The sequence below is a fragment of the Micromonospora sp. NPDC048842 genome (genome assembly GCF_040649935.1).
Lineage (GTDB): Bacteria > Actinomycetota > Actinomycetes > Mycobacteriales > Micromonosporaceae > Micromonospora > Micromonospora hortensis.
The window spans coordinates 164,575-179,370 of sequence record NZ_JBEZGK010000005.1; the positions used below are offsets into that span (position 1 = coordinate 164,575).

The 14,796-nt window shown below is 70.0% G+C and carries 13 protein-coding genes; 6 read left to right on the plus strand and 7 right to left on the minus strand.

The genetic code is table 11. From position 1 onward, the window contains the following. Positions 1 to 101 precede the first annotated feature (101 nt). The 3 genes from AB0C19_RS09575 (at position 102) to AB0C19_RS09585 (ending at position 4,237) form a co-directional block, all read left to right on the plus strand. The gene (locus tag AB0C19_RS09575; RefSeq protein WP_357182019.1) at positions 102 to 761 is read left to right on the plus strand and encodes a M23 family metallopeptidase; all 660 of its coding nucleotides are present in this window, start codon (positions 102 to 104) and stop codon (positions 759 to 761) included. A gap of 73 nt (positions 762 to 834) precedes the next feature. Next, complete coding sequence (locus AB0C19_RS09580) at positions 835 to 1,065, plus strand: DUF2188 domain-containing protein (protein ID WP_091401205.1); 231 nt, start codon at positions 835 to 837, stop codon at positions 1,063 to 1,065. 217 nt (positions 1,066 to 1,282) lie between these two features. Beyond that, on the plus strand, positions 1,283 to 4,237 hold the full coding sequence (locus tag AB0C19_RS09585; RefSeq protein WP_357182023.1) for a fibronectin type III domain-containing protein: 2,955 nt from the start codon (positions 1,283 to 1,285) through the stop codon (positions 4,235 to 4,237). Positions 4,238 to 4,413: 176 nt separating this feature from the next. On the opposite strand, the gene AB0C19_RS09590 is transcribed toward AB0C19_RS09585, so the two are convergent. From AB0C19_RS09590 to AB0C19_RS09605, 4 genes are all read right to left on the minus strand, one after another. Next, entirely contained in the window at positions 4,414 to 5,337 is a 924-nt protein-coding gene (locus AB0C19_RS09590) for a hypothetical protein (protein WP_357182026.1), read from the minus strand. Positions 5,338 to 5,413: 76 nt separating this feature from the next. After that, positions 5,414 to 5,959, minus strand: coding sequence for a hypothetical protein (locus AB0C19_RS09595; RefSeq protein ID WP_357182029.1), 546 nt, complete (start codon positions 5,957 to 5,959; stop codon positions 5,414 to 5,416). 240 nt (positions 5,960 to 6,199) lie between these two features. After that, complete coding sequence (locus AB0C19_RS09600) at positions 6,200 to 7,222, minus strand: DUF4331 family protein (RefSeq protein ID WP_357182032.1); 1,023 nt, start codon at positions 7,220 to 7,222, stop codon at positions 6,200 to 6,202. A 170-nt stretch (positions 7,223 to 7,392) separates the two neighbouring features. After that, positions 7,393 to 8,652, minus strand: coding sequence for a family 16 glycosylhydrolase (locus AB0C19_RS09605; RefSeq protein WP_357182035.1), 1,260 nt, complete (start codon positions 8,650 to 8,652; stop codon positions 7,393 to 7,395). Between the two features lie 382 nt (positions 8,653 to 9,034). Here AB0C19_RS09605 and AB0C19_RS09610 point away from each other — a divergent pair, with 382 nt between their 5' ends. Further along, complete coding sequence (locus tag AB0C19_RS09610; RefSeq protein WP_112585399.1) at positions 9,035 to 9,433, plus strand: hypothetical protein; 399 nt, start codon at positions 9,035 to 9,037, stop codon at positions 9,431 to 9,433. Positions 9,434 to 9,450: 17 nt separating this feature from the next. On the opposite strand, the gene AB0C19_RS09615 is transcribed toward AB0C19_RS09610, so the two are convergent. From AB0C19_RS09615 to AB0C19_RS09625, 3 genes are all read right to left on the minus strand, one after another. Further along, the gene (locus tag AB0C19_RS09615; protein WP_357182038.1) at positions 9,451 to 10,917 is read right to left on the minus strand and encodes an aminotransferase class V-fold PLP-dependent enzyme; all 1,467 of its coding nucleotides are present in this window, start codon (positions 10,915 to 10,917) and stop codon (positions 9,451 to 9,453) included. Continuing rightward, positions 10,907 to 12,598 (minus strand): ATP-binding cassette domain-containing protein, encoded by a 1,692-nt coding sequence (locus AB0C19_RS09620; protein WP_357182041.1) that lies wholly within the window; start codon positions 12,596 to 12,598, stop codon positions 10,907 to 10,909. The genes AB0C19_RS09615 and AB0C19_RS09620 overlap by 11 nt, the downstream gene beginning before the upstream one ends. Before the next feature lie 113 nt (positions 12,599 to 12,711). Next, complete coding sequence (locus AB0C19_RS09625) at positions 12,712 to 13,332, minus strand: TetR/AcrR family transcriptional regulator (RefSeq protein ID WP_357182044.1); 621 nt, start codon at positions 13,330 to 13,332, stop codon at positions 12,712 to 12,714. A gap of 68 nt (positions 13,333 to 13,400) precedes the next feature. Here AB0C19_RS09625 and AB0C19_RS09630 point away from each other — a divergent pair, with 68 nt between their 5' ends. Both AB0C19_RS09630 and AB0C19_RS09635 read left to right on the plus strand, forming a co-directional pair. Next, a complete protein-coding gene (locus tag AB0C19_RS09630; RefSeq protein WP_357182047.1) occupies positions 13,401 to 14,132 on the plus strand; it encodes an SDR family oxidoreductase in 732 nt (243 codons plus the stop codon). Positions 14,133 to 14,350: 218 nt separating this feature from the next. Then, entirely contained in the window at positions 14,351 to 14,743 is a 393-nt protein-coding gene (locus tag AB0C19_RS09635) for a PPOX class F420-dependent oxidoreductase (protein ID WP_357182050.1), read from the plus strand. Positions 14,744 to 14,796: the final 53 nt, after the last annotated feature.

The following is a 14,796-nucleotide window of genomic DNA, read 5'->3' on the forward strand; positions in this document are numbered from 1 at the left end:
TACGACTGCATTGCATCTGACGGTATCTCGTTTGCGATGCGACTGCAATGTCAAGGCTGTGGGGGTGCGCCCTCGGAGCGGGGATGTTGCCGGGATCTGCCATGCTCGGGCCGGTGACGACCGGTCGCCCCACCAGATCCCGCTCCCACCGCCGCCCTCGAAGCCGCGCCATCCGCGTCCTGCTCGCGCTCGTCGCGGCGGCGGCCGTCCTGGGTGTCGCGGTGGTGGCGGTGCCGATGCTGCGACCGGCCGGGCCGCGCCCGCTCTTCCAGATGCCGGTGACCTGCGGCGAGACGTGGCAGCTCAGCACCTACCCCGGTCACGACGACTACGACGTCGACTTCTTCCCGGTCGAGGGTGAGACGTGGGGGCGGCCGGTGCTCGCCTCGTACGCCGGCACTGTCGCTGTGGCGGGCATCAACGGTTCGCTGGGTGGTCGGACCCCGGAGAACCCGGAGGGTCCACGGGGGCGCGGCGGCGGCTACTGGGTGAAGATCGACCACGGCGGCAAGTGGGAGACGCAGTACCTGCACATGCTCGAACCACCGCTGGTCACCGTCGGTCAGAAGGTCGCCCAGGGTGACCAGATCGGGCGGCTCGGCAGCACCGGGAACTCCGGGGCCCCGCACCTGCACTACGAGCAGCGCCGCGGCTGGGACAAGGTCGAGACTCACTTCGACGGCACGCCGTCGGGCATCACCACCGACGAACGCGAGCAGATCCTGCGGCGGGTGAGCAACAACTGCCCCGCCGTCTCCTGAGGACGGCGGTTTGCCCGGCCCGGCTCGGGGCACTGATTGGGGGGACAGTGCAGACGCAGGGAGGGAGCCGGCCATGGCCAAGGGTGACGTCGACACGTACCACGAGGACGGGCAGTGGAAGAACAAGCCGGAGGGCCAGGAGCGCGCCAGCAGCACGCATGACGTGAAGGCCGACGCGCAGGCCCAGGGCCGCGAGATGGCGGCCGACCGCGGCGTCGAACACGTGATCAAGAAGCAGGACGGCACTATCGGGGAGAAGAACACCTACCCCCGCAGCCGCGACCCTCGGGACATCGAGGGCTGACAGCTTCCAGTCTCAGCGGACCGACCTCCCCGGCGTGACCGAGGGGGTCGGTCCGCTTTTGCGTGCTCGAGCACCCCAGTCGTCTTTATCCCCGTACGAGAAATTTGGGTGGTTTTGGCGGATATAGTCCGGCTCGGGACTGGAGTGAAAGCTGGGGGTGGGCATGTCGTTTCGGGGCCGGCGTCGTCCGAGCAGAATCGCAACGCTGGCGGTAGCCGTGACAGTGGGAGTTCTCGCGGTAGCGCCGCTCCCGGCCTCGGCGGCCGGCTCGGTGCTGTTCGACCAACCCTTCCACAACAACACCGCGAATGGCGTCGGCGCGGTGGCGGTGCCAGCAGTGCCCGGTCTCCTCGCCACCAACGCCGCCTGCCTGAGCGCGGCGGGCAACTCCACGATCGGCCCGCTGCTCAGTTGCACCACCTCTACCGACCCGCAGGGCTCCGGCAAGCTGCGCCTCACCCCCGCCGCCATCACCCGCCAGGGTGGAGTGTTCGGCGCGGTGAGCGTGCCTACCTCGCAGGGGTTGCACGTCACCTTCAACACCTACCAGTACGGCGGCATCAACCCCGGGGCGGACGGCCTCGCCTTCGTCCTGGCCGCCGTCGACCCGGCCAACCCGAGACCCCCGTCCACCCTCGGCCAGCCGGGCGGCTCGCTGGGCTACTCGGCGGCGTTCAACGGAGTGTCGGCGGGCCTCTCCAACGGCTACCTCGGCATCGGGCTGGACGTCTTCGGCAACTTCAGCAACAGCACCTACCAGGGGACCGGCTGTACGAACCCGCCGTACATCTCGACCACGAACGGCCGGGTCCCCGGCCAGGTCGTGGTCCGGGGGCCGGGCCGCAACGCTGTCGGTTACTGCGCGATCAACAGCACCGCCACCACCACATCCTCGGCGGCACTCGCGCTGCGGGCCGCCACCCGGGCCGCGTCAGTGGTGCCGGTCGAGGTGGTCATCAACACCACCGCCTCGCCGTTCACCACCGACTCCGGAATCACCACTCCCGCCGGCCAGTACCGGATCAGGTTCACCCCGGTCGGGGGAACGGCACGAACGCTTGCCGGCAGCCTCCCGGTCGTGGCGTCCGGCCTCTACCCGTCGCCGACCTGGCTGAACGCCAGCGGTTACCCCCGGCAACTAGCCTTCGGCTGGGTGGGTTCGACCGGCTCGGTCACCGACTTCCACGAGGTCGACGACGCTCGGGCGGTCAGCTTCAACCCGGTACCGGACCTGAACGTCACGCAGACCAGCGCGGTCGGCGCCACCCCGCAGCCCGGTGACCCGGTCACCTACGCGATCACCGCCGGGGTCGATGCCGGCGCCACCGAGACGTCACCCATCTCGGTCACCCAGACCGTGCCCGCCGGTGTCGTCCCACGCGCCGCGTACGGCTCCGGCTGGGTCTGCGCCGCACCGTCCGGACAGACCGTCACCTGCACCAACAGCAACGGCCCGTTCGCCGGCGGCACCTCCCTGCCGCCCATCACCGTCGTCGCGACCGTCATCGGCACCGGCGTGACACCGACGCAGATCCAGACCGCGACGGTGGCGACCTCGTCGTCGATCGACGCGAACCCGGGCCTGGCCACCAGCACCACACCGATCGCGCCGGCCACCGCACCCAGCGGCGTCACAGTCACCCCGGCCCAGAGCTCGATCTCCGGGGGCATCCCGGTGACCGTCGGCGGCAGCAACCTCACCGGAGCGACAGCGATCACCATCGGTACGGCCGCCGAGCAGCAGGCCGGCACGTCGGTGCTGCTGGTGCCGTGCACCTCCGGCCCGGCCGCCGGCTGTTTCACTGTGAACCCCGACGGCACCCTCGCCATCTCCGCCATGCCCGCCCGGTCCAGCCCGGCGACGGTCACCGTCAGCGTCGTCACCCGGGGCTCCGCCGGATCGGCGAACTACGTCTACGCGTCCACACCGGGCACACCGACAGCGCCCACGGCTGTCGCGGGCGTCACCAGCGCCACAGTGAGCTGGACCGCGCCGGCGAACAACGGCAGCCCGATCACCAGCTACCTGATCACCCCGATCCGGGACGGCGTCACCCAACCAACACTCACCTTCGACGCCTCCACCACCAGCCGCACCCTGACCGGGCTGACCGCGGGCTCGTCGTACACCTTCCGGGTGGCGGCGGTGAACGCGTTCGGGACCGGCGCGGCCAGTCCGCCCTCGGCGGCGGTGGTCCCCTACACACTCCCGGGAGCGCCGACGAACACAGCGGCCACCCCCGGAACCAACGCCGCCGCTGTGAGCTGGACGGCCCCGGCCAACGGCGGATCGCCGATCACCGGTTACACAGTGACGCCGTATCTCGGCGGGGTGGCGCAGACACCTCGGGTCTTCAGCGGAACCGCCACGACCCAGATCGTCACCGGGCTGACCGCCGGCGCCACGTACACCTTCCGGGTGGCCGCGACGAACGCCGGCGGCACCGGCCCGCAGTCGGCCCCCTCCGGGTCGGTGACCGTGAACGCGTCGCCGACGCTGACCTTCCCACCGCCCCCACCCGGCAAGGCGTACGAGCCGTACCAGTACCAGCTCACAGTGACCGGCGGCACCGCCCCGTTCACCTGGTCGGTCAGCGCTGGGAGCCTGCCGGCCGGGCTGACCCTCGACCCGGTCACCGGCCTGCTCTCCGGCACTCCCACAGTGTCCGGGACGTTCCCGTTCACCGTCCGGGTGACCGACTCGTTCGACCAGTCCGCGAGCCGCCCGGTCGACCTGGTCATCACCCCGCTCGGTGGGCTCTCCATCAGCGTCCCGGCGATCTCGGCGCTCGGCACCGTCACCTCGGGCACGACAGGCGTCTCGGGCCGACTCGGCCCGGTGACCGTCACCGACGATCGTGGACCGTTCTCCGGTAACTGGGTCAGCGTCGTCTCCAGCACCAGCTTCACCACCGGCTCCGGCTCGGGTGGCGAGACCATCCCCAACAGCAACATCACCTACGCCTCCGGGCCCGCCCTTGCCAGCACCGGGGTCGGATCATTCGTCCCACAGCCCGGGGCGGTGCTGAACACGCCGCGTACGGCCGCCGGGTGGTCCGGCGAAACGGGAGGCCCGAACTCCGCCACCTGGAACCCCACGTTGTTGGTGACCCTCCCGTCCGGGGTGGTGGTCGGCGACTACGTGGCGGTCGTGACGCACTCGGTCATCTAACTCCCGCCCACACCCCTCGCCCGCCGCCCCGCCTCGTGGATCACGGAGTTGTGGTGGGGGACAAATCAGTCTGATTGTTCCCAAGTCGGCCACCACAAGTCCATGATCAACTCGGTCAGACGGTGCTGCCCGGCCGTTCCGGGGGGAACGGCCGGGCAGTCTCTGGTCGGGAAACGTCAGGCCAGCTGGGTCCGGTGCCGCCGGACGAGGTACCAGCCACCAAGGGCGACCAGCACCAGCCCGGCGATGCCGCCGACCGTGTAGACCAGCCAACTCGGCCCGCTGGACGTCGCGACAGTCATCGGCGCCGCCACGGGGAGGACGATCTTCCCGGTCGCGGTGCGCTCCACGGTGCCGCTGGCGAGCTTCGCGTGCACGTCCCAGGTCCCGGCGGGCAGGGCCTGGTTGACCTCGATCCGCACCTGACCGCTCTGGCCGGGCAGGATCGTCACGCCGTTTGTCACCTTGAAGGGGCCGGCCTGGACCGCCGCCTTCGTCAGCGACAGGGTGCCGGTCATGTCCAGCGCGCGTTCGCCGGTATTGGTGACCTTCGCGGTGACCACCGGGAACTCACCGGTGCCCGGCTCGGCGGCCAACCCTTCGATCCGGAAGTCCGTCGGCGGCTCACCACCCGGACCGACGTCGAGGTAGACCCGGATGCCCACCCGGTGGATCTGGGTGACGTTGCCGGTGCGTTCCTTCGCGCTGGTGACCTGCGCCCAGATCGCGGCGTACCGCTCGCCCTTGGATGCCTTCCTCGGCACGGCGAGCTCGACCTCGACTGGTTGTCGCTCGCCCGGGTCCAGTTCCATGGTGGCGGTCTTCAGCCGGATCCATCCGCTCAGTTCGTTGCCCGTACGCCCCTGGGGCACTGTGAAGGCGTTGTTCTCGACCGACGCGGCGCCGGAATAGAACTCGATCTTCTGCGTCTCGGTGGAGGTGTTCTGCACCTCGACCCGGCGGTTGATCGTCGTCCCGGGCTTCAGGTGATCCACGATGTAGACCTGGGCCCGGGGGTCCTGTACCCGACTGGCCGGGATGTCCAGCATCCGGATGCTGATCGCGGCTTCCTCTGCCGGGTCCTGTCGCTGCTCCCGCACGGCAACGGCTGGTGCCGCCGAAACCCCGAGCGCCACGAGGGCGACCGAGGCCAGCAGCACCAGCCGGCCGAGCGGCTCAGAACACCGAATGTGTCACCGTTCCCGTGTAGACACCCTGGACGGTGCCGACGGGCACGTCCACCACCAGGGTCGGGTTCCAGGTGGCGAAGTTGTTGCCGGTGCCGCCGGTGTGGCTCATCGCCGTGCGGGGAACGTTGATGATCACCTGCTGGGCGGCGGTCGGCTGACCCGGTGTGAAGGTGCCGCCACCGGCGGTTGCCGTGGCGGGGCCGGACCAGTACTGGACGTTGATGTTGGGGATCGTCTCCCCGGAGGAGCCACCGCCGGTGACGAAGTCGGTGGAGACGACGTTGGCGGTCCAGTTGGGGGTGAGCGCCCCGCGCTGGTCCAGCACGGTGACCGGGCCGAGCTGACCGGAGACCGTCGTGCCCTCCACGCCGTTCCCGATGTTCGCCGTCGCCGGCACCGTGATCGACAGACCGCCGGCGGCGTCGACGGTGAGGGTCACGATCGTGTCGCCCGTCGTGTCCGCGGCGGCCGGTCCGGCGAGCGCGACGACGGCGGCGACGCCGGCCAAGCCCGCGAGAATCTTTCTACGCATCGAGTCTCCTTTGTCCTAAAGAACCCTGGGAAGCACTTAGAAGACTAACTACGCAAAACGCCCATAAGTGACCGAATGGTGCGAGCATCACCCGGTGGGCGTTCGATGATCGTGTTCGTTGCTGGATGTAGTGGCGTCGGGTGCGCGGGAGGGGCCCGTCACGCCCGCTCGGCCGTCACGGAGGGCGCGCACGGCAAGGGCATCGGCGCCCGTGCCGGCCGCCGAGCCCCCAGAGCGGATTCAGGCCGCGACCACGTACGGGAACGTGGCGGAACGGGCCGCCTTGGTGACCTCCGAGGTGAGGCCGGCCGTGGTGCCGGTGTTGAGGACCAGGGAGAACATCACCTCGGGCGCGTTGTCGGCCAGGGTGCGTCCGTTGCGGACCGCGAAGCCGAAGTTCGCGGCCGTGCCGACCTTGTACGACAGCAGGTCGGGGTAGAGCTGCCGGGCGACGCTCCAGCCGTACGCCTGCGGGTCCGGTGCGGTGCCGTTCGCCTTGACCACCCCGGCGACCGCGTTCGCGATCTCCTCGCCGCCCTCGGTGAGGTCGTTGCTGGGGTGCCGGAAGTTCGCGGGGTCGGAGAAGTCGGTGTCGTGGGGCCAGAAGATCGGCCACATCATGGGGTGGCCGGCGCGGTTGATCTGCCGCCATCCGCCGGCGTCGGTGGCGAGCATGGTGCGACACCACACGCCGATCTCGGTGCCGTCGCGCAGCAGTGGCTCGTCGTGGGAGACCTCGAGGACTATCGACTCGACTGTGGTGCCGGCGAAGCTGTTCTTGGCCTGATCGACCCGCCACGCGGAGCGGTCCACAGGCGAACCGCTCTTGACCGCGCCGTTGATGGTGGCGAGTTCGTCGAGGTCGACGTAGAAGGGGTCGGTGATCCGGCCGGCCCAGATCCGGACGTTGCCACCGGTCGTCACCTCGCCGGTTCGCCCCTCGGCGATGGGGGTGCCCATGGCGGCGTCGTCGCGGGCGTCCGCTCCGGTGAGCTCGTACAACTGGAGGGCCTGCCGGGCCTCGCCGTCCGGCTCGCCGAAGGCGAACCGGTAGGTGAGGTCCTCCACCTCGGTGCCGTTGATGTGAATCTTGATCTCGTAACGCGCCTCGGCGTGGAAGCCGCGCTTGATGTCGGCCTTGGTCACCGAGCTGTTGACGTCCATGACGAAGACTGTGGCGCGGTCACCGTTGAAGACGTACAGGTCGTCGATGTACAACTGGCCACCCTGGGCGGCCAGGGGCGTATCGAGGTGGTGCGACATGAGCTCACTCCCGGAACTGCCGGATTCTGGACTAATCCGAACATAGTGGTCATGAGCCGAGCCTCCCCGCCCATCGAGGTAATTCGGTTCCACGAGGTGAGCGGGAGCCCTCCGACGGCGGTGGGCCGCCCGAGTCTCCTCGGACGGCCCACGCCTTCGAGCTCGGATCGTCAGATGCGAGACCACTTCTGGTTGGCCGCGCCGAGGCAGTCCCACAGGTGCAGCTTGCCACCGTTGTTGGGGTTGGCCTCCCGTACGTCCACGCACTTGTTGGCGTTGAGGTTGACCAGGTCGCCGGCGGCGTTGAGGGTGAAGCGTTGCGCGGTGTTGCCGTTGCAACTGACCAGGTTGACCTCGGTGCCGTTGGCGGTGCCGGCCCAGGCCGGGTCCATGCACTTGCCCATCGCGCGGATGGTCCCGTCGGAGGCGAAGGTCCAGCTCTGGGCCGCAGTGGTGTTGCAGTCCCAGATCTGGAGTTTGGCGCCCTCGACCGGGTTGGCACCGGGGATGTCGATGCAGCGACCGCTCTGCGCACCCCTGATGCGGTTGGTGCCGGGAGTCGGGTCACCCCCGCCACCCGAGGTGTAGCTGGACACCCGGACGTAGTCGACGAGCATCTGCTGCGGGAACTGGGTCGAGCCGTCCGGGTAGCCGGGCCAGTTGCCACCGACCGCCACGTTGAGAATCATGAAGAAGGGGTGGTCGAACACCCAGCGGTTGCCGCCGAGCCGAGCGGGATCGACCCGGTGGTACTGCACCCCGTCGACGTACCAGGTGATGACGTTCGGTTCCCAGTCCACCCGGTAGGTGTGAAAGGTGTCGGCGAGCGGCGCGCCGAGGGTGCGGCTGCCCGTGATGCCGCCGCCGCCGGAGTAGCCAGGCCCGTGCACGGTGCCGTAGACGGTGTTGGGCTCCCGGCCGATGTTCTCCATGATGTCGATCTCGCCGGCGTCGGGCCACCCGCCGCCGGTGCCGAGCATCCAGAAGGCCGGCCAGATGCCCTGACCACGTGGGACCTTGATCCGGGCCTCGAACCGCCCGTACGTCTGGGTGAAGGTGGCCGCCGTCAGCAACCGTGCCGACGTGTACTCGCAGCGCCCGTAGTGGCACTGGTAGTTGGCGGGGTTGTCCCGGCGGGCGGTGATGACCAGGTTGCCCTGGCCGTCGTGGACGGCGTTGCTGGTGCTGCTCGTGTAGTACTGCCGCTCGTTGTTGCCCCAACCGCCGCCGCCGGTGTCGAACCGCCACTTGTTCTGGTCGACGGGCGTGCCGGCGGCGGAGTTGAACTCGTCCTGCCAGCTGATGGGGCCGATGGCGGCCTCGGCCCGGTCGGGGTGCGCCGGGACGACGAGCGCCGTCGCTGTCGCGACGAGGGCGGCCGCCAGGAGTACGAGGGGGCGGAAGCGGAGGCTGGGCCGGGCTGTGAACACGGGAGGCTCCTCAGCTTGGGGGGTGGTGGTGGAGGCGGTCTACCAGGGTAGAGAGCGCTCTCTAGAGCGAAGCATGTCGATATCATGTCTTTCTGTCAAGAGTGTTTCCAATATCACGACCGTCCGTTACCGCCCGATGCTGACCAGTGAGCGGCGGAGCGCCGACGCCGGTCCTCGCCATGGCAATGCTCGATGCCTCCGAGATGGACGACGCCGACCCATCGAAGGAGTTCGGCGCGGCCGAGGGTTACTCGATAGCGGTCGAATCGACCCTTCCTATTGCCGTGGGGCGTCCACCCGGGACAGGATGACGAGGCGTGCCGGAAACTTTCCCGTAACCTGCGCGCTGCTGGTCTCTGTCACAAGGAAGTGGGAGTCAGTCATGAGCGAGGCGTCGACGGCGCTGGGTGTGCGCCTCTACCCGGATCTGGTCGAGCGGGGTGGCCTGGCCCCCGCACTGATCGAAACCGCTGCCCGCCACGGGCTCGACGTCGGTCGGGTGACCGCGCCGGAGCAGGGGCGGGCCCGGTTCACCTGCGCCGAGCTGCACTCCGACGAGGGCGTGGTCTGCGTGGGGCTGGGCTCGCAGGCCCGGTACTTCATGATTGACCTGCGCGTCTCGGGAGAGGTTCTCGCCCGCGGTGACGTCATGGACCTGGTGCAGGTCGCCCAGGTGGCCGCCGCCTGGCGGGCCGGCCTGACGTTCGCCGAGCTGACCGCCCGGTTCCCGTTCATGGAGGAGATCAAGCACCGCCCGGCACCGGTGGCCCAGGTCAGCTAGTCGGCGAGGGCGGGAGGTCAGCAGCGCAGCCGAGGTGGCAGCGGTGACTCCGTACCGGCGCCCCGGTTGAGGTAGGTCGACTGGACGAAGTCGACGAGGCGCTCCGCGTCGGTCGCGATCGAGGCCAGTCCGAACGAGACACGGACGGCACCACCCGTCGGCAGCCCCAGCGCGTCAAGGTACTGGTCGATCGTGTCGACGCCCGCCAACAGCCGCTGCCGCATCGACGTCCGGCTCATCCCGAACGCGCCCTCGGCCGCGCCCGGGTTGCAGAAACAGCCGGTACGCAGGGAGAGACCGGCCACCGCCGCCTCCCGCGCCACGAGCCGTTCGTCGACCAGCGTGCCGTCCGGGTGGCGGAGGTTGAACGTCACAGTGCCACCGCGCCCCGCACCCGTCGCCGGCCCGTACACCTGGACCAGCGGCCCACCCGTGTCGTGTCGCAGGGTGGCCAGCCGCTCCAGCAGCCACTCGGTGAGCAGGCCGACCCGGGCGTGAACGAGGTCCACGCCGATCGAGTCGAGCCAGCGCAACCCGAACTCCACGTCCGGGATGCTCAGGAAGTTGAGCGTGCCGTCCTCGAACGCCGACTCGTCGTCCATCGGCCGGTGCCAGTCGCCCTGCACGCTCACCGCGCGGATCGCGCCGCCGGCGAACCACGGCCGGCGCAACCGGGCCAGCGCCGAACGGCGGGCCAGCAGCGCCCCGACACCGGTGGGGTAGCCAAAGAGCTTGTACCAGCTCAGGCAGACAAAATCCGGCCGTACGACGCTGAGGTCCAGGCGATTGGTCGGCGCGAAGGCGGCAGCGTCGAGCAGCACGTCGTAGCCGCGCTGGTGGGCGAGCTCCACCCAGCCCAGCGGGTGCTGCACACCGGAGAAGTTGCTCTGCGCCGGATAGGCGAACAGCCCGCGCCGACCGGACCGGCCCCACCGACGGGCCAGGCCGCCACTGCCGGCGTCGAGCGCCGCGACCAGGTCCGGCTCGGCGACCCGCAGCTCCGGCCCGTTCAGCGGTAGGTAGCGTACGGACGCGCGGGCCGACCGGGCGTACTCGCGGATGCCGTTGACCGAGTTGTGGTTGTCCCAGGTGAGCACCAGCTTCGCGGCCCGGCCGAAGTCGTACGCCTCGCCGACCAGCCGACAGGCGCCACTGGCGTTCGGGGTGAAGATGACCGCGTACTCGGCCGGGTCGGCGCGGAAGAAGTCGAGCACCGCGCGTCGCGCCGACTCCACCAGCGAGCCCGCCGCCACGCTCGTGGGGTTCTCCGAGTGGGGGTTGCTGTACAGGCCGGCGAGCAACCGGTCGTGGTGGGCGCGAACCTGCGCCCGGGCGGCCACCCCGGCTCCGGCGTAGTCGAGGTACACCTGTCCGTCGGTGTCCAGGTGTCGGTACTCGGTGGCGCGCAACTCGTCGATCCGGCCGGTGGCGGCGTATCCCGGCAGCGCCGTGGGGGAGGCGGGCGGCGTCGGGTCAGGACCCACGACGGGGATCCCGTCGGAGCAGGACCGCCCAGGCCGCGCCCAGGAAGAGCAGCACGAAACCGCCGAGCACCAGCCAGTCGACCCACAGCGGCCGGGAGAAGCTGTCGCCGTACGTGGCCAGCAGCGGCGGGCCGAGCGGGGAGCCGCCGTCGCGCCAGAGCCGCTCCACCCCGGCGGTGTGCCCGAGGCCCTCGAACGCCCACCGGTTCGACATCGCGTAGCTGAGCCATTGACCGCCGACAGCCATGGCCGGCACCGGCAGGATCGCGCCGACGAACAGCACCTGTGGGAAGCAGAGCATCGGCAGCATGAGCGTCGCCTGGGCCGCGTCGGACACGGCCGCCGAACAGAGCAGACCGAGGGCGAGCGCCGCCGCCGAGGAGAGCAGCAGGGTCGCGTACAGGGCGGCGAAGTCGGCACCGCCGACCGGCGGCAGCCGGTCCATGCCGCGCAGCACCCCGAGCAGGGCCAGGTCCACCAGGGCCAGCAGCGGCAGCAGCACCGCGACCTTCGCCAACAGGTACGGCACCAGCCGGACACCGGCGAGCCGCTCCCGGCGCAGGATCGGCAGCTCGGTGCAGATCTGGAGGAGCCCATAGGTCAGCCCGAAGAAGAACCCGCCGAACGCGATCCAGAACAGGATCATCACGGTCACCGTCGGGCTGGGTCTGGTCGGCTCGAACGCTCCCGGGCGAAACAGCAGCGCGAACATGCCGAGCACCATCAGCGGCGATCCGAGCAGGATGGCCAGGGTCAGCCGGTTGCGGACGACGATCTCCGTGTTGCGCGCGGTGAGGACCGCCCACTGGCGCAGCCGGCCGACGCGCCGGGGCGGCGTCGCGGCGACGTCAGTGTCGTTGTCGTCGGAGGAGCGGGACGGCTGTGCGGCCGCGCGCTGCTCGGCGAAGCGATCGGGCCACTCGGCGGGTTGCGTCGCTTCGTCGAGCCGGAGGTGCACCTCGGCCAGGGACCGCACGCCGAAGAACTCTCGGGCGGCGGCCGGGGTGCCGGTGAACGCCAGTCGGCCCTGACGGGTCAGCACGACGACCCGGTCGCAATGGTCCACGTCGGTGATCTGGTGGCTGGTCAGCACGACGGTGGCGCCCGTGTCCGCGAGCGCCCGGAGCACCCGGAGCAGTTCCACGGCGATCGCCGGGTCCAGTCCGGAGGTGGGCTCGTCCAGGAAGAACACGCCGGGCCGGGTGAGCAGCTCGACGGCGATGCTGGCGCGCTTGCGTTCACCGCCGCTGAGCAGGCCGACCGGCGTGGTGGCCCGGTCGGTGAGTCGCAGCTCGGCGAGCACCTCCGCGACCCGGTCACTGATCTCGGCCGGCCCGGCGGTGGAGGGCAGGCGCAGTCGGGCGGCGTACCGCAGGGTGCGGGCCAGGGGCAGCTCGCGGTGGATGATGTCGTCCTGCGGAACGACACCGATGGTGCCGGCCGCGGTGGTGCCGTCGTACGTCACGGTGCCCGATGCCGGTCGCTGTACCCCGGCGAGGATCTCCAGCAGTGTGGTCTTACCGGCGCCGCTGGCGCCGATGATCGCGACCAGCTCGCCCGGCGCGATGCTCACTGAGATGTCGGTCAGGATCTGGCGACCGCTCCGGACGCTCTGGCCCAGCCCCTGAGCGGCGATGCCGACACCGGCACGCGGGGGAGACGTGGTCTGCTCGGTAGTCATGTCGAGTGCTCGATCCGGTCGGGGAGTGGTCCGCCTGAATATCGTGCCTCGCCGATGCTACTGAGCGGGCCGCGCAGTCCACCCGGAGTGGACGGTCAGCGACAGTCGTCCGTTCAGCCGGTGGTGGTCCGTGCCTGCGCCGGCACCTGGAGGAGATCGAGGCAGTTGCGCCACAGCGTCTCCAGCTGGGTCGGATCGTTGAGCAACTTCGCGAGCAGGACCCGCCCCTCGATCTGCGCGACGATCGATCGGGCGGCCTCCCGGCTGTCGACCGTGGGGCCCGCCAGGCCGCGCTCCTTCGCCTCGGCGACGACCTGCTCGATGAGACTGATCTGCTCCTCGAAGATCTCCTGGAGCCGGCCGCGGATCTCCTCGGCCTGGTTGCTGAGTTCGAGGGCGAGGTTGCCGAACAGGCAGCCCGCGACCACGCCGGCCTTCTGCTGGCCGACGCGCTGGACCTCTTCGGTGGCCTCGAACAGGTCCCGGAGTCGCTGTAGCGGGTCGCGCTCGCTGCCGAGCAACTGCTCCCACTGGCGTCGCTGGGTGACCCAGTGCTCGTCGATGACCGTGCGGGCGAGCGCCTGCTTGGACTCGAAGAAGTAGTAGAAGCTGCCCTTCGGCACGCCCGCCGCCGCGCAGATCTCGGCCACGCCGAGCGCCGTGTAGCCGCGCTGCTCGATCAGCGTGGCGGCCGCGTCGAGGATCTTGTTCTTCGCGTCACTGGTCCGACCCATGCCTCGACGATACACGACCGGTCGGCTAGCTTTTAGTAGACCAGTCGTCTAGTGAAGGTGATTCCCTCATGAACAGCAGCCCCATGAACAGCAGTCAGGGCCCGAAGGTCGTTGTGATCACCGGCGCCTCCCAGGGCATCGGTGCCGACCTCGTGGCTGCCTACCGCAAGCTCGGCTACGGCGTCGTGGCGACCTCGCGCTCGATCGGCGCGTCCGACGACCCGGAGATCGTCACGGTCCGGGGCGACATCGCCGAGGCCGACACCGCCGAGCGGGTGGTGCGCGCCGCGCTGGACCGCTTCGGGCGGATCGACACACTGGTGAACAACGCCGGCGTCTTCGTCGCCAAGCCGTTCACCGACTACACCGACGAGGAGTTCGACCTGGTCACCGGGGTCAACCTGGCCGGGTTCTTCCACCTCACCCGACGCGTCCTGCCGCACCTGCTGGCCGGGGGCGCGGGGCACATCGTCAGCATCACGACCAGCTTCGTCGACCAGCCCAGTGCGCACGTTCCGTCGGTGCTCGCGTCGCTGACCAAGGGCGGCCTCAGCTCGGCCACCAAGTCCCTGGCCATCGAGTACGCGGCTCGCGGCGTACGGGTCAACGCCGTCGCGCCCGGCATCATCAAGACCCCGATGCACCCGGTCGAGACGCACGAGACGCTCGCGGGCCTGCACCCGGTCGGTCGGATGGGCGAGACCAGCGACGTCGTCGACGCCGTCCTCTACCTCGAGTCCGCCCCGTTCGTCACCGGCGAGATCCTGCACGTCGACGGCGGGCAGAACGCCGGTCACTGATCCCACCGCCACACCGATGTGCCGGGCAGGATCTTCGCCGTCGCGGATCCTGCCCGGCGGCCGGTGAGACACCCCGCGCGTGGGGTACGTGGGTGACACGGCTACCGCCTCGCACGCCGGTGGATCACCGGCCGCCGCCAGCCGGCGGCGTTGATCATTTCGTGCGACCGTTGGCGGGTGATCAACACGAGGTTGGTCATCCGGAAGGAGACCCTGTCGTGGATCTGCCCGACGAGCTGCTCATGTTGCTGCGCGAGCCGAGCACCTGCTTCGTCACGACGCTGATGCCCGACGGCTCACCACAGCTCACCCAGACCTGGGTGGACACCGACGGCACGCACATCCTGATCAACACCGTGGAGACCCACCAGAAGACCCGAAACGTCCGGCGGGACCCGCGGGTGGCGGTGGCGATCTCCGACCCGCAGAAGCCGGGCCGCTACCACGAGGTCCGGGGGCGGGTGGTGCGCACCAGCACCGAGGGCGCCGCCGAGCACATCGACCAGTTGGCGCAGCGCTACCTCGGTGGGCCGTACCCGTGGTTCGGTGGCCAGGAACAGGTCCGGATCATCCTGACCATCGAGCCCGACCGGGTGCGTTCGATGGGCTGACGGCGGTCAGGTGCTCGGGCGGCTCGGCTAGGCAGCGGGTACCGCGGTCATCG

Bases quoted from the DNA above. Each gene is read 5' to 3' on its own strand.
- AB0C19_RS09580 (WP_091401205.1), top strand. From the start codon at position 835: ATGGCCAAGGGTGACGTCGACACGTACCACGAGGACGGGCAGTGGAAG.
- AB0C19_RS09630 (WP_357182047.1), top strand. From the start codon at position 13,401: ATGAACAGCAGCCCCATGAACAGCAGTCAGGGCCCGAAGGTCGTTGTG.
- AB0C19_RS09575 (WP_357182019.1), top strand. From the start codon at position 102: ATGCTCGGGCCGGTGACGACCGGTCGCCCCACCAGATCCCGCTCCCAC.
- AB0C19_RS09620 (WP_357182041.1), bottom strand. From the start codon at position 12,598: ATGACTACCGAGCAGACCACGTCTCCCCCGCGTGCCGGTGTCGGCATC.
- AB0C19_RS09610 (WP_112585399.1), top strand. From the start codon at position 9,035: ATGAGCGAGGCGTCGACGGCGCTGGGTGTGCGCCTCTACCCGGATCTG.
- AB0C19_RS09625 (WP_357182044.1), bottom strand. From the start codon at position 13,332: ATGGGTCGGACCAGTGACGCGAAGAACAAGATCCTCGACGCGGCCGCC.
- AB0C19_RS09600 (WP_357182032.1), bottom strand. From the start codon at position 7,222: ATGTCGCACCACCTCGATACGCCCCTGGCCGCCCAGGGTGGCCAGTTG.
- AB0C19_RS09595 (WP_357182029.1), bottom strand. From the start codon at position 5,959: ATGCGTAGAAAGATTCTCGCGGGCTTGGCCGGCGTCGCCGCCGTCGTC.